This is a genomic window from Vibrio sp. T3Y01 (assembly GCF_013114525.1).
GTDB lineage: Bacteria > Pseudomonadota > Gammaproteobacteria > Enterobacterales > Vibrionaceae > Vibrio > Vibrio chagasii_B.
This window is the reverse complement of record NZ_VTXJ01000036.1, coordinates 23,567-36,802: the sequence shown is the minus strand read 5'-3', so window position 1 is coordinate 36,802 and position 13,236 is coordinate 23,567. Positions and strand designations below refer to the sequence as shown.

Below are 13,236 nucleotides of genomic sequence, written 5' to 3'. Positions count from 1 at the left end.
TTTCGAATCTAAAGTACAAAAAGTTTTAGGGGTGTAGCTCCAATTGGCAGAGCAGCGGATTCCAAATCCGCGTGTTGGGAGTTCGAATCTCTCCACCCCTGCCATATACGAAGCCTCAGCAGAAATGCTGAGGCTTTTTTACATCTGTTGCTTCTACGAAGCAATGTTGGGAGCTGGATCTCCAGCCCGGTCTAATCTCCGGAGTGCCGGCCCAGTCCACCCCTGCCATATTTAAGGCTCTAGCAGAAATGCTAGAGCCTTTTTGCTTTTTACCGGTCTAAATTCCAGTCAGTTATTCCCTCGTTCCGCTAATTCTGATGATGTAATGTAAGTGCTTACTTATCTCAGCCTCTTTTATTAATAGCCAAAGCACAAACTTCATTTCTTTATGAGAATTATTCTCAATATTTTGTTACATTTTGGTCGTTACTACTAAAAGGTTGCAAATATGGATATCTCTCGTCGTAAATTTATTCAATCATCTCTCGCTATATCTGCACTCACAGTTCTCCCTGCTTGTTCTATGAAGCGATCGGTTGATGAGAAGGGAGGGTATGTTTATGACTTAACTGCTGAGCCTTCGACTGCTGAAATTGTACCTGGGTTTACTACTAACGTTTTGGGGTTCAATGGTCAGATCCCTGCGCCAACAATTCGTTGTCGACAGGGCGAAAAAGTTACGATTCGCTTCACCAATAAACTATCAGAACCAACCACAATTCATTGGCATGGATTAAGAATCCCTATCGAAATGGATGGTGTGCCTTTCTTGAGCCAGCCACCAATTATGCCCGGTGAAACGTTCGTCTATGAGTTTACGCCACCGGATGCGGGTACGTTCTGGTATCACCCACACATGAACAGCGTTAAACAGCTTGGTATGGGCTTGGTCGGCCTAATTGTTGTTGAAGAGAGCGATCCAGTTCAGTTCGATGAAGAGCATGCTTTGATGCTTAAACATTGGCATCTCGATAAACAAGGTCAGTGGAAAGATTTAATGGTCCCGCGTCTTAGCGCTCGTATGGGCACTCCAGGAGAGTGGAGTAGTGTTAATGGAGCACATGAGCCTACTTATCAGTTAAAGCAACACGCAACGACTAGGCTTCGTATCGCCAATGTCGATAATACAATCACCTATCCTATCGCTGTTGAAGGTGCTGAGGCATGGGTTATTGCTATAGATGGCAACCCAGTAAAGACACCTTACAAGTTGACTGAACATAAAATCGGTCCAGGTATGCGAGTTGACATAGGACTGATTGCTCCAAAGGCTGGCAAGCGAGTGAATGTTCTGCAAATGAAGGGACGTTTTCCTTTTTCCTTGTGTGAATTTGAAGGCGTAGATTCCACGCTCAGTGAAGGACAAACTCTTCCGATATTGCCTCTTAATCCAGTACCTAACTTAGACCTCGCTAATGCAGAAGAGATCGATTTTGTGTTTGAGTGGGACGGGGCAGTGTCGCCGGTTTCTAAAGATGGGAAATCCATGCCTAAGTTTTGGCTGACAAATAAAAGAGCCTGGGAAGGAATGAGTAAAGATAATATTCCAGCTCCACTCGCTACATTAGAGTTAGGTAAAACCTATATATTCGATCTTAAGAATGTTACCCAATACCATCATCCAATCCATATTCATGGTCATACGTTCACGGTACTTGAGTTAGATGGCAAAAAGATTGAAGAACCTTTTCATACAGATACCGTGTTACTTGGAAAGAACGGTCGAGCTAAAGCGGCATTTGTGGCAGATAACCCCGGACGTTGGATGTATCACTGTCATGTGATTGAACATATGAAAACAGGACTGATGGGTTATATCGAAGTTAAGTGACACCTGTAACGTTTAATATTTGCGCATACATTCTTAGTTTCCACCCTCGCTTTTATCGGCGTTAAAGCTAGAATATAGGGGTTATTGTTTGGGAGGATTCATGGGTCAGTTATCTATTCTTGGTTTTATCGCTATTGGTGGTGCTTTTGGTGCTTGTTCACGTTATCTGATTTCCGAGTTATGCGTAGTGATGTTAGGACGAGGTTTTCCTTATGGTACGCTAACTGTTAACGTGATTGGCTCTTTGATTATGGGATTACTGATCGCCGCGTTCGAAAATGAGATGGTTGCAACTGAACCATGGAGACAGATTATTGGCTTGGGCTTCCTTGGTGCCTTGACTACATTCTCCACTTTTTCGATGGATAACGTGCTTCTTATGCAGCAAGGCGCATTTTTCAAGATGGGGCTTAATGTGCTGCTTAATGTAGTACTCAGTATTTCAGCCGCATGGATCGGCTTCCAACTTTTGATAAAGTCTTAAAACTTTCTTACGATTTGTTAACAACTCGGCTTGGTTTATCCAAGTCGTTTTTATATACTCGATCGTACTTGTCGGAGTGCCATATGGCTGAGACCGTTAACTCGGGATCCGTTGAACCTGATCAGGCTAATACCTGCGAAGGGAACAAGAGTAGATATCTAACTAGAATCCCTCTAGAGATCTATCACCAGATCACAACTGTATTTCTTACCGTGATCCCTCTTGTAGCATCAATCCGTCAAGCATTTTTATCCCAATAAATAATGGCTAAAAGCCAAGGAAAAATGCTATGTCGAGTCGTAAACAAGCAAGACTGGAAGCGAAGAATTTCATCGATTCTTTATCAGTACAACCTTATCCAAATTCAAAGAAAGCTTACATCCAAGGTTCTCGAGAGGACATTCAAGTCCCAGTTCGAGAGATATCACTCGCTGATAGCCTTGTTGGTGGTACCAAAAAAGAGCCTGTATTTGAACCTAATGCTCCTATTCACGTCTATGACACCTCCGGTGTTTATACCGACCCAACGCACGAGATAGACCTTTATAACGGCCTTCCAAAGCTAAGAGAGCAGTGGATCGAAGAGCGTGGTGATACAGAGCTATTAGATGATGTTAGCTCTGTTTATACCAAAGAGCGCCTAGAGGACGAAACCTTAGACGAGCTTCGTTACGGAAACCTGCCTAGAATTCGTCGTGCGACTGGCGAGCAATGTGTGACTCAGTTGCACTATGCTCGTAAGGGGATTATTACCCCTGAGATGGAATACATTGCGATTCGCGAGAATATGGGGCGTCAGGAGTTCGCAGATGAGCAACTGAACCATCAACACCCTGGTCATAACTTTGGCGCAAACCTACCGAAAGAAATTACCCCTGAGTTCGTGCGTAAAGAGGTTGCTGAAGGTCGAGCAATTATCCCTTCAAACATCAACCACCCAGAATCAGAACCTATGATTATTGGCCGAAACTTCTTAGTGAAGGTGAACGCCAATATCGGTAACTCTTCTGTAAGCTCTTCGATTGAAGAAGAAGTTGAGAAGTTAGTTTGGTCGACCCGCTGGGGCGGCGACACTGTGATGGACTTGTCGACTGGTCGAAATATTCACGAAACACGAGAGTGGATTCTACGTAATAGCCCAGTGCCAATTGGTACGGTTCCTATGTACCAAGCACTTGAGAAAGTGAACGGTGTGGCTGAAGACCTTAACTGGGAAGTGATGCGTGACACCTTAATTGAGCAAGCAGAGCAGGGCGTTGATTACTTCACTATCCACGCAGGTTTGCTTCTTCGTTACGTACCTATGACGGCTAAACGTGTGACTGGCATTGTCTCTCGTGGTGGTTCTATCATTGCCAAATGGTGTCTTGCTCATCACCAAGAAAGCTTTCTATACACCCACTTCCGCGAGATTTGTGAGATCTGTGCGAAGTACGATGTAGCACTTTCATTAGGTGATGGCCTGCGTCCAGGCTCTATTGCTGATGCCAATGACGAGGCTCAATTTGCTGAACTTCGCACCTTAGGTGAACTGACGAAAGTGGCGTGGGAATATGACGTACAGGTGATAATTGAAGGTCCTGGACACGTTCCGATGCACATGATCAAAGAGAATATGGATGAGCAACTAGAGCATTGTCATGAAGCGCCTTTCTATACATTAGGCCCGCTGACTACAGACATTGCCCCTGGCTACGACCATATCACCTCTGGTATTGGTGCCGCGATGATCGGTTGGTATGGTTGTGCGATGCTTTGTTACGTGACTCCTAAAGAGCATTTAGGCTTACCAAACAAAGAGGACGTGAAGACTGGTTTGATTACTTACAAGCTGGCGGCGCACGCTGCTGACTTGGCAAAAGGGCATCCAGGAGCACAAATCCGTGATAATGCACTTTCAAAAGCGCGCTTCGAATTCCGTTGGGAAGACCAATTTAACTTAGCACTAGACCCTGATACAGCCCGTTCTTTCCATGATGAAACCTTGCCACAAGAATCAGGTAAGGTCGCACATTTCTGTTCTATGTGTGGACCTAAATTCTGTTCGATGAAGATTTCTCAGGAAGTGAGAGAGTATGCTAAAGACACAGAACAAGTAGCCGCTGATCAGGCTATCGAGATCAAGATGCTAGACAATCCGCTGGAAGGGATGCGTCAAAAATCACAAGAGTTCCGTGATACTGGCTCAGAGCTTTACCACCCAGCCGTTGGTGCGAAAGAAGCTCAACTAGAGGAATAATGACAGTGAAAATTCTGATCCCATCTCAATATATTGAGTTAACGGGAGAGGTTCAACACTGTCTATTGGTTGCTAAGCGACAAGGCTTAGCAACTGATGCAGTTGAGTTGGGTGTTAGCCCAACTCAATACTTCTCTATCGTTGATTCTCAACACTCACTTACTATTGGCTTTGCTTCTGATGTCGTATCAGTTGAAGCGGAGCAGCTAGGCTCGCTTGACCATATTGTGAGTTATGACGAGCCGTTATCGCTGGCAGATGTTCGCGATGCTTTAGCGCAATACCCTAATACGATATACGTTGGAGTAACCAATGACGCTGCCGTGTTAGATATTTGGTCACACTTAAACGCTAATCGAGCTATAAAAAGTATTAACCCCGATCATCAAGCCATAGATAGCCGCCATCACTTTGCGTGGTTACTAATGCTATTGGCTCTAGATTTTCCATTAGAAGATGCACTGGTTCTCGCACGCGCTGCGTCTAATGTTTCACGTGGAACATGGCCAAGCCACTACCAAGAGTTTCCAACTCCGGTTTTAGAAGACAAGCGTTTAGGCATTAGTGTTGGCTGGGCCCATCAAGGAACGTCACTTTCATTCCCTGATTTGACGAAGAAAAGCCTCGGGCTGTACCCAGTTGTCGATGATGTTGATTGGATTGAAAGGCTCCTTAAGCTTGGAATTAATACGGTACAACTGCGAATTAAGAACCCTCAGCAAGCTGACTTAGAGCAACAAGTCGCACGATCGATCGAACTTGGTCGAGAACATAACGCTCAGGTTTTTATCAATGACTATTGGCAACTTGCACTCAAACATGGCGCTTTTGGTGTTCACTTGGGACAAGAGGATATTGAAGAATCGAATCTTTCCCAACTGAGCCAAGCGGGTATTAAGATCGGCCTATCGACACATGGATACTATGAGTTGTTACGGATCGTTCAAATCAACCCAAGTTACATCGCGTTAGGACATATCTTCCCAACAACCACAAAACAGATGCCATCAAAGCCGCAAGGTCTAGTGCGTTTAGCTCTTTACCAGCAGCTTATCGATACCATTCCATACAGTGAAGAACTTGTCGGTTATCCGACCGTGGCTATTGGTGGGATTGACCAATCGACGGCAGAGCAGGTATGGGATTGTGGTGTCTCGAGCCTCGCGGTAGTGCGTGCAATTACGTTGGCGGAAGACCCAAAAGCGGTTATTGAGTTTTTCGAAGTTCTTATGAATGGCAACTCTTCAACCTTTACTGAAGAGGTTCGTCAGGAGTTAAGCCATGCTGAGTGACTTTGAATTTGTACGCTATCAGCGTCAAATCGCATTGCCTGACATTGGTGAACAAGGACAACGAAATCTACTAAACGGTCATGTGTTAGTGATTGGTTGTGGTGGTTTGGGGAATGCTGCGGCTCTTTATCTAGCAGCGTCTGGCATCGGAAAAATCGTGTTGGTTGATGATGATTGTGTCGACTCATCCAATCTACAACGACAGGTCGCGTTCAAAGAAAGCGATCTTGGTACAGCTAAAGTCGATGCATTGAAACTACAACTGAGTGAGCTAAATTGTAGAAGCCAAGTTAGGACCATCAACAAGCGAATGGCCGAAAGCCAGTTAAAGCTTGAAGTGATGCTAGCTGATGTTGTGTTGGACTGTACCGACAACTTCGTCACACGCCAGCAAGTTAACCAAGCGTGTTTCGAAGCTAACACACCATTGATATCAGGCTCCGCAATTGGTTGGAAAGGTCAGTTTATTGTCTTCGATTACCAAAACCAGCAGGGCTGTTACCACTGTCTTGTCCCGTTTGACCACCATCCACAAACAATGCGTTGTAGTGATAGTGGCATCATTGGGCCTGTAGTCGGGACTATAGGAAACCTCCAAGCTCTTGCTGCTATTCAGCACATTAGCAGTGGCGAGTTTCAAGTGGCGACACATCAGCTCAAGCTGTTCGACGGTAAGACTATGAACTGGCAAAACCTAATGGTTACGCAAGATATCGAATGTCCGGTGTGCAATTCGTCAGTGACCAATAATTTAGAAGAAGAAGCACTATGAGCAACATAACTATTTCAATAAACGAGCAACCAGAGCAGGTCGCGCAATCATCTTCTCTTGCAGATATTATTCATTCGCTTTCGCTACCTGACTTAGGGTGTGTATTCGCTATCAATAACGCGGTTGTCCCGCGTAGCCAGTGGCAACAAACCATCGTCAATGAAGGCGATTCTATCTCTCTTTTTCAAGCTATTGCAGGGGGCTAACCATGTTAACCATCGCAGATAAAACATTCCAATCACGACTGTTCACTGGCACAGGCAAGTTCGCCAACAAGCATTTGATGGCGAGTGCTATCGAAGCTTCAGGTTCTCAACTGGCAACCATGGCACTGAAGAGAGTCGATATTCGTTCTGAGCAAGACGATATTTTGCAGCCCATTATTGATGCCGGCGTAAATCTACTTCCGAATACCTCTGGGGCGAAGAACGCGAAGGATGCCATCTTTGCTGCGCACTTGGCTCGCGAAGCTCTAGGCACAAATTGGCTCAAACTGGAAATTCACCCAGATCCAAAGTACTTGATGCCAGACCCAATTGAGACATTAAAAGCGGCTGAGCAACTGGTTAAAGATGGCTTTGTTGTGTTGCCATACTGTCATGCTGACCCAGTGTTGTGTAAACGATTGGAAGAGGTGGGTTGTGCTGCGGTTATGCCGTTAGGTGCGCCGATTGGGTCGAACAAAGGTATCGCTTCGGCGGACTTTTTAGAGATTATTATCGACCAAGCGAACGTCCCTGTGATTGTAGATGCGGGCATTGGTGCTCCATCACATGCGGCGCGTGCAATGGAGATGGGTGCTGACGCTGTGTTAGTTAATACTGCGATTGCTGCTTCTCAACAGCCAGTTGAAATGGCGATTGCCTTTAAGTTGGCAGTGGAAGCGGGGCGTATGGCTTACCTTGCAGGTCTCGCTGGTCAGGTATCTCATGCGGTTGCTTCCAGCCCGTTAACCTCATTCCTAGACGAGTAGTATTGCCATGACGTTTGTTGATCGATTTAAACAACTCAACTGGGATGACATTGGTATGTCGATCTTCAGTAAAACGGCAGCGGATGTTGAACGTGCTCTGAGTAAACCCAAACGCGACTTAGAAGACTTTAAGGCTTTGATCTCTCCAGCGGCAGAATCTTACTTAGAGCAGATGGCGCAACAATCGTTGGCACTCACACGCAAGCGATTCGGCAATACAATGTCGTTGTATATTCCATTGTACCTTTCAAACCTATGTGCGAATGCGTGCACGTATTGTGGCTTCTCAATGGAGAACCGTATTAAGCGTCGCACACTTACTTTGGATGAAATCGATGCTGAAAGTGCCGCTATCAAAAAGATGAAGTTTGATAGTGTACTGTTGGTGACTGGTGAACATGAAACTAAGGTCGGGATGAAGTACTTCCGTGAAGTGCTACCAAATATTAAGGCACAATTTAACTATCTTGCGATGGAAGTGCAGCCGCTTGATCAAGATGACTACGCAGAGCTCAAAACTCTTGGATTAGATGCGGTGATGGTTTACCAAGAAACCTATAGCCCAAGTACCTACGCTGAACACCACTTGCGTGGTAACAAAATGGATTTTGAATACCGGCTCGAAACGCCTGATCGCCTGGCAAAAGCGGGTATTGATAAGATAGGTATTGGCGCTTTGATTGGCTTGGAAGATTGGCGTACCGACTGTTTCTTCGTGGCCGCTCACTTAGATTATCTTGAGCGTACTTATTGGCAAACACGTTACTCGATTTCATTCCCACGTCTTCGTCCGTGTGAGGGTGGTTTGCAGCCTAAATCGATTATGAGTGATAAGCAGTTGGTACAACTTATCTGTGCCTATCGATTATTAAACCCTGAAGTTGAGTTGTCTCTTTCGACTCGTGAGTCAGCAACGTTCCGCGATAACGTGTTGCCATTAGGTATCACTAGCATGTCTGCCGCGTCAAAAACTCAACCTGGTGGTTATGCTTCAGGTGAGGAAGAGCTTGAGCAGTTCGAGATAAGTGATGAAAGAAGCGCAGCCGATGTTGAGGCTATGATTCGTCAACGTGGGTTTGACCCGGTATGGCGAGATTGGCATAGCGCTTACTCAGGCTAACTTATACCAATCTAAATAAGTATCTGGACATTCTTGCTAGTTAAAATCGCTGATAGCATCGTTATAGATTTTGTAGGTAGGCCAACTAGCTAGCTGCAATCTATGCCTTGCTCTAAGCGATTTTTCCTGCGCAATTATTTGATCACCTACTTATCTAGTTTGGTATAACATCTTGGCCAATGTTCCACGTGAAACATCAGTGATGTGAAAGCGACAAATAAAAACGGCTACCTTTAGGTAGCCGTTTTCTTATCTAACTTAGCTAAACTGGTTTGACTAAGTTGCCTATCTATTTTGGCATTAAGCGTGAGCTAGTGGCGTTGTTGCTTGGCGTAGCCACTCTAACGTATCACCTTCAACTAGTGGGCTAACATCGTTCCACACCTTTTGGTGGTAATCGTTTAGCCATGCAAGTTCCGGACGTGTCAGTAGATCGACGCTGATGTTGCGCTTGTCGATAGGGCAACGTGTTAGCGATTCAAACGTTAGCACTGAGAAGTCACCTTGAGTTGGCAGCTCAACAACCAGCTCTAAGTTTTCGATACGGATGCCAAACTCATCAGCACGGTAGTAACCTGGCTCATTTGATAACACCATACCTTCAACAAGAGGGACATCGATTAGCTTTTTAGAGATGCTTTGCGGGCCTTCATGAACACTTAGGAAGTGGCCAACACCGTGACCAGTACCGTGGTCATAGTCGAAGCCTTCTGCCCATAAGTGCTGGCGCGCTAGGATATCCAGTTGGAAACCACGAGTACCTTGTGGGAAGCGAGCGCGTGCAATACCGATGTGGCCCTTAAGTGCAAGAGTGAACTGTTGAATCATTTCTTCGCTTGGTTGGCCAATTGCGATAGTACGTGTGATGTCTGTTGTGCCATCTAGGTATTGACCGCCTGAATCGACTAGGTACAGAGTATTCATCTCTAGCTGACCCGGCTCAGGCTGGTTCTCATGGTTGTAGTGACACATGGCTGCGTTTCCGCCTGCCGCTGAAATTGTGTCGAAACTTAGGTCCATTAGTGTTGGATCTTGCTCGCGGAATGACTGTACTTTGTCTGCTAGTACCGCTTCGTTGTGCAGATTACCTTGCGCGACTTCTGCATCAATCCAAGATAGGAATTTTGCCATCGCCACGCCATCACGGATGTGACACGCTTTCATGCCGGCAACTTCTGTTTCGTTCTTAGCGGCTTTTGGCATTAGGCATGGGTCGGCTGCTTCAATGATATGAGCACCGGCGTTTTGGAGAACAAGCGTGTACCAAGCATTGCTTGTGCCTGAATCAACAGACACATTCTTACCTTCTAAAGATTTAAGGCGGGCTTCAAGCTCAGATGGGTGAGAAACACGAATACCATTACCAACGTGCGCTTCAAAGCCAGCAGGGATACGAGCTGGGTCTAAGAAGAAATCGACACTTTCATCGGCGTGAATGATGGCATTAGATAACACGACTGGTAGGCGAGATACGTCTAAACCACGAATGTTCAGTAACCAGCAGATTGAATCCAGTTCGGTAAGGATAGCGGCATCAGCACCTTTCGCGTTTAGTAGACCAGCAATTTCAGCACGTTTGCTTTCACTTGATTGGCCAACGGCATCTGTTGCCATGAGGCGAACATCAGATACAACAGGTGTAGGGCGATCAGACCAAAGCTCATCAATCGGGTTTACTGTTAATGTGGTAAGTTCTACTTTATCAGCCAGTTTAGCTTGTGTGCCTTTCAACCAAGCGGCTGTGTGCATGCGTGGGTCAAACGCAACTTTACTGCCTTGTGCTAGTGAATCGATGATCCAATCTAAAGCCGGTTCTTCAATAAGGTGGCGATACTCAAATAGCTCACCAGGTACTTGTTTACGAACCTGGACGGTATAGCGACCATCAACAAAAATAGCCGCGTTTTCGCGAGTGATAACAGCCGCACCTGCAGAGCCAGTGAAACCGGTTAGCCAGTGAAGTCGCTCGTTGTGAGCTGGAACGTATTCACCTAGGTACTCGTCTTCATGTGGAATGATAACAGCATCTAAGTGGTTTGCTTCAAGCCAAGATCGAACCGCAGTAACGCGTTCCGCAGTGATATTGTGCATCTGTGTTTATCCTTATTGTTAGGGTCCTTGTTAACACTCACAGCCGATATACCTGTGAGGGGACTTATTAGGTCAATAAGCTAGCGCTTTTGTTCGTTTGCTGCAAACGCTGTACGCCATTTTTATCTAAGGTGCAGAGTTTTTTCTTTGATGATATCTCGCAACCAAGTTAAGGCTGGGTCGTTTTCTCTATCACGGTGCCAAAACAGAGTGTATGCCATTGGTGGAAATTCCATTGGCAGAGGCACAACGACTAAGTCGAGCTGCTTCGCAACCAGATGGGTGAAGTGGCTTGGTGCGGTAAATACAAAGTCGGTGTAGGTACACAGGCTTGCGGCACTGTTGAAGTCGGGAACAGAAATAGCGATATCACGTTGATGACCAAGGTCGGCAAGTTTGTAGTCGAGTAACCAACGATCATTACCATCACACCTTACTTGAACATGACGCTGTGCCAGATAGGTTTCCAGATCCCATTGACCACTCAGAGCAGGGTGGTTGCGCCTCAATACACACATCTGCGCGTCGCGGTAGATCTCTTGTTCGCAGATATCATCTGGCGGCAGCATGGTTAAACGCGCGTCGTTGATGTCGATGTCTTTGCCTGTGAGGCCGATATCTAACTCACCAAGTTGTAATTTCTTAAAGGTTTGTTCTGTCCAAGCGTGGGTGTTTATATTTACTTTTGGCGCTTGGCGAAAAATCGCAGGTAAGAAGTGAGGAAGAATCAACGGGTAGACACTTTCAACCGCTGCAATGTGAAAACTGTGGTCACTGTTGTTGGGAATGAATGTCTCCGGTTGGGTAAGCACATCAAGTTGATTGATCAGTGTTTCCAACCGTGGCTTAAGGAACACTGCTTTTGGCGTCGGGCGTAGGCCGTGTGCACTTCGCGTAAAAAGAGGGTCATTAAATTGTTCGCGAAGTTTGGCCAATGATTTACTCACTGCTGACTGGCTCAGGCACAATCGATGTGCAGTGCGTGTAACACTCTGCTCTTCCATTAGCACCTGCAAGCAAACTAGTAGATTGAGGTCGAGGCGCGATAGTTTCTCGATATTCATGTGAGTTTCCTTATTGGAATAATGCTAATGATTATATGCCATTTTTGTTCATATCTTTAGTTGGTTATTATGCACCTAAATTAACTCATCCGGAGAATCTTGTGCCTTCTAACGCGCTTCCAACCCCTAGTAAACTGCAGGTTGCTTTATTGGCAATGCTGGTTCTTTTTAGCCCTTTGGCTATTGATATCTACCTGCCAGCTCTGCCACAGATTTCGACAGCGTTTCACGTGGAACATGCATTAGCACAAGATACGATCACTTGGTTTTTGTTTGCTATGGGTGTCGGCCAACTATTTGCCGGCCCTTTGGCGGATAAGCTAGGACGTCGAACCGTTGCATTGGGAGGTGTTAGTATCTATGCATTGAGTGCTTGCTTGGCGTGGGCAGCTCAATCGATTGATATGATGCTAATAGCTCGGCTGCTACAAGGCTTAGGAGCTTGTGCGACTTCTGTGGCAGCCTTTGCAACGGTTCGCGATCTATTTGGTCCAGAGAAGAGTGGCCGAATGATCAGCTACCTTAATGGCGCTATTTGCTTTATTCCTGCATTGGCACCGATTCTTGGCGCTTGGTTAACTCATCAATTTGGCTGGCGTTCGAACTTTAGCTTTATGGCAGGCTTCGCTGTCGTTGTCGGTACTATCTTATTCTTCCGAATGAAAGAATCGAACCCGGTGACGGAAAAGGTAGCGGTGTTCAAACTAGAGCGCTACTGGTCAGTATTAAAAACACCTTCATTCCTATTTCACGCAACTCTATGTTTGATGGCGATGGCAGTGATCCTCGCTTATGTAACCTCAGCACCGGTTGTGTTGATGGAGAACCTTGGCTTAACCATGAAAGAGTTTACCTTCTGGTTTGGTGTTAATGCAGCGATTAACATCGCGGCTGCGTTTACGGCTCCTAAATTTATGGACCGCTTTGGTACCTATAAAGCACTGGTTGTTGGTATCTCAATGCTAGGTTTGGCGGGCGTGATTATGTTGGTGCTTGCAGAGCATGCGACTCCAATCGCATTCATGCTTCCTATCTTCTTATCATCTGTTGGCTTTGCTTGGATTCTAGGTGCGGCTGCAGGTAAAGCGTTGGAACCATTTGGTGACCGTGCGGGTACAGCCGCAGCGCTATTAGGCTTATTCCAAATGAGTGGTTCGGGCTTACTTGTTGGCACCATGCAGCGTCTTGATTTAACGTCACAAGAGATGATCGCGCTACAAATGTTCCTGATTGTTCCTGCGCTATTCGTGTTGGCGAGCAAGTCTGGTAAGTCGTGGCATGCAACGTTTGCAAAGGCATAAGCAATAAGGGTGGGAAAATATACAAATGGCGGTTTGCGAAACGTTAAAACATGGTATATTTGTCACTCA

General features: G+C 45.9%; 11 protein-coding genes, 1 tRNA gene and 1 riboswitch. Of the genes, 10 read left to right on the top strand and 2 right to left on the bottom strand.

Annotated elements, in window-relative coordinates:
- Window positions 1-27: 27 nt before the first annotated feature.
- The 9 genes from F0232_RS24310 (at window position 28) to thiH (ending at window position 8,711) form a co-directional block, all read left to right on the top strand.
- A tRNA-Trp gene (locus F0232_RS24310) sits at window positions 28-104 on the top strand.
- A 344-nt stretch (window positions 105-448) separates the two neighbouring features.
- Window positions 449-1,831 (top strand): multicopper oxidase family protein, encoded by a 1,383-nt coding sequence (locus tag F0232_RS24305; RefSeq protein WP_105057894.1) that lies wholly within the window; start codon window positions 449-451, stop codon window positions 1,829-1,831.
- A 100-nt stretch (window positions 1,832-1,931) separates the two neighbouring features.
- On the top strand, window positions 1,932-2,315 hold the full coding sequence (gene crcB, locus F0232_RS24300) for a fluoride efflux transporter CrcB (RefSeq protein ID WP_004736665.1): 384 nt from the start codon (window positions 1,932-1,934) through the stop codon (window positions 2,313-2,315).
- A 62-nt stretch (window positions 2,316-2,377) separates the two neighbouring features.
- Window positions 2,378-2,476, top strand: a riboswitch (TPP riboswitch).
- A gap of 128 nt (window positions 2,477-2,604) precedes the next feature.
- Window positions 2,605-4,554, top strand: coding sequence for a phosphomethylpyrimidine synthase ThiC (gene thiC / locus F0232_RS24295; protein ID WP_061034298.1), 1,950 nt, complete (start codon window positions 2,605-2,607; stop codon window positions 4,552-4,554).
- Window positions 4,554-5,846, top strand: coding sequence for a thiamine phosphate synthase (locus F0232_RS24290; protein WP_061034299.1), 1,293 nt, complete (start codon window positions 4,554-4,556; stop codon window positions 5,844-5,846). The genes thiC and F0232_RS24290 overlap by 1 nt, the downstream gene beginning before the upstream one ends.
- Window positions 5,836-6,618, top strand: coding sequence for a HesA/MoeB/ThiF family protein (locus tag F0232_RS24285; protein WP_061034300.1), 783 nt, complete (start codon window positions 5,836-5,838; stop codon window positions 6,616-6,618). The genes F0232_RS24290 and F0232_RS24285 overlap by 11 nt, the downstream gene beginning before the upstream one ends.
- Entirely contained in the window at window positions 6,615-6,824 is a 210-nt protein-coding gene (gene thiS, locus F0232_RS24280) for a sulfur carrier protein ThiS (RefSeq protein WP_008221537.1), read from the top strand. The genes F0232_RS24285 and thiS overlap by 4 nt, the downstream gene beginning before the upstream one ends.
- A gap of 2 nt (window positions 6,825-6,826) precedes the next feature.
- Window positions 6,827-7,591 carry a thiazole synthase gene (locus F0232_RS24275; RefSeq protein WP_061034301.1) on the top strand — a complete coding sequence of 255 codons (765 nt, stop codon included), beginning with the start codon at window positions 6,827-6,829 and terminating at the stop codon, window positions 7,589-7,591.
- Window positions 7,592-7,598: 7 nt separating this feature from the next.
- A complete protein-coding gene (gene thiH, locus F0232_RS24270; protein WP_061034302.1) occupies window positions 7,599-8,711 on the top strand; it encodes a 2-iminoacetate synthase ThiH in 1,113 nt (370 codons plus the stop codon).
- A gap of 300 nt (window positions 8,712-9,011) precedes the next feature.
- Here the strand turns inward: thiH and F0232_RS24265 are convergent, their stop codons facing one another.
- Window positions 9,012-10,802 (bottom strand): aminopeptidase P family protein, encoded by a 1,791-nt coding sequence (locus tag F0232_RS24265; RefSeq protein ID WP_105057893.1) that lies wholly within the window; start codon window positions 10,800-10,802, stop codon window positions 9,012-9,014.
- Between the two features lie 122 nt (window positions 10,803-10,924).
- Window positions 10,925-11,866 (bottom strand): LysR substrate-binding domain-containing protein, encoded by a 942-nt coding sequence (locus tag F0232_RS24260; RefSeq protein ID WP_102424782.1) that lies wholly within the window; start codon window positions 11,864-11,866, stop codon window positions 10,925-10,927.
- A gap of 101 nt (window positions 11,867-11,967) precedes the next feature.
- Here F0232_RS24260 and F0232_RS24255 point away from each other — a divergent pair, with 101 nt between their 5' ends.
- Window positions 11,968-13,167: a multidrug effflux MFS transporter gene (locus tag F0232_RS24255; protein ID WP_219846966.1), complete on the top strand. Its 1,200-nt coding sequence runs from the start codon at window positions 11,968-11,970 to the stop codon at window positions 13,165-13,167.
- Window positions 13,168-13,236: the final 69 nt, after the last annotated feature.

Coding starts and splice junctions, on each gene's coding strand:
- F0232_RS24275 (WP_061034301.1), top strand. CDS start 6,827: ATGTTAACCATCGCAGATAAAACATTCCAATCACGACTGTTCACTGGC.
- crcB (WP_004736665.1), top strand. CDS start 1,932: ATGGGTCAGTTATCTATTCTTGGTTTTATCGCTATTGGTGGTGCTTTT.
- thiS (WP_008221537.1), top strand. CDS start 6,615: ATGAGCAACATAACTATTTCAATAAACGAGCAACCAGAGCAGGTCGCG.
- thiH (WP_061034302.1), top strand. CDS start 7,599: ATGACGTTTGTTGATCGATTTAAACAACTCAACTGGGATGACATTGGT.
- thiC (WP_061034298.1), top strand. CDS start 2,605: ATGTCGAGTCGTAAACAAGCAAGACTGGAAGCGAAGAATTTCATCGAT.
- F0232_RS24260 (WP_102424782.1), bottom strand. CDS start 11,866: ATGAATATCGAGAAACTATCGCGCCTCGACCTCAATCTACTAGTTTGC.
- F0232_RS24285 (WP_061034300.1), top strand. CDS start 5,836: ATGCTGAGTGACTTTGAATTTGTACGCTATCAGCGTCAAATCGCATTG.
- F0232_RS24305 (WP_105057894.1), top strand. CDS start 449: ATGGATATCTCTCGTCGTAAATTTATTCAATCATCTCTCGCTATATCT.
- F0232_RS24265 (WP_105057893.1), bottom strand. CDS start 10,802: ATGCACAATATCACTGCGGAACGCGTTACTGCGGTTCGATCTTGGCTT.
- F0232_RS24290 (WP_061034299.1), top strand. CDS start 4,554: ATGACAGTGAAAATTCTGATCCCATCTCAATATATTGAGTTAACGGGA.